General features: G+C 72.7%; 1 pseudogene. It reads right to left on the bottom strand.

Going from position 1 to position 556, the window contains the following annotated elements:
• A pseudogene (locus IZR01_RS49495) lies at positions 1-556 on the bottom strand (hypothetical protein); the annotation flags it as partial.

Below are 556 nucleotides of genomic sequence, written 5' to 3'. Positions count from 1 at the left end.
GACTTGGAGGCCGTGGACTTGGACGCCGTGGACTTGCGGGAGCGGCTGGGTGCGGGTTTGGGTGCCTCGGGCTCGGGCTCGGGCTCGGGCTCGCCAGCGGTTGCTTCGGCGACAGCTTCCGGCTCGGCTGCGGCGGCAAGCTCAGGTTCGGCAGCGACAGGCTCGGGCTCAGCGATGGGCTCGGCTGTGGCCGCGGGCTGAGCGATGGCTTCCGGCTCGGGCTCGGGCTTGCCGACTGTTGCTTCGGCAGCAGCTTCCTGCTCGGGCTCGGCGGCGGGTGCAGCGTCGGCCACAACCTCAAGCTCAGCAGTGACCTCAGCTGCGGACTCCGGCACCGCCCCAGCCTTGCCGTCCCCAGTCATGCCGTCCCCGGCCGCAGCCGCCGCGATCTCGGCGATCAGGCCTGCCGAGAGCTCGGTCGCGGCCGGGGGCTCCGTGCGGGGCGTCGGGGGCGTGAGCTTCGGCAGCTCGGTCGTGTCCTTCGTCGCGTCCGGGGTGACGACCTTCGGGATCTCCTTGGTGTCGGCCTCTGGGGGCGCCTTGTGCAGGGTGGGGG

The sequence above is a fragment of the Catenulispora pinisilvae genome, assembly GCF_015356865.1.
GTDB classification, from domain to species: domain Bacteria; phylum Actinomycetota; class Actinomycetes; order Streptomycetales; family Catenulisporaceae; genus Catenulispora; species Catenulispora pinisilvae.
Note: the sequence above shows the minus strand (reverse complement) of the source record. Positions and strands in the feature narration are given on the sequence as shown.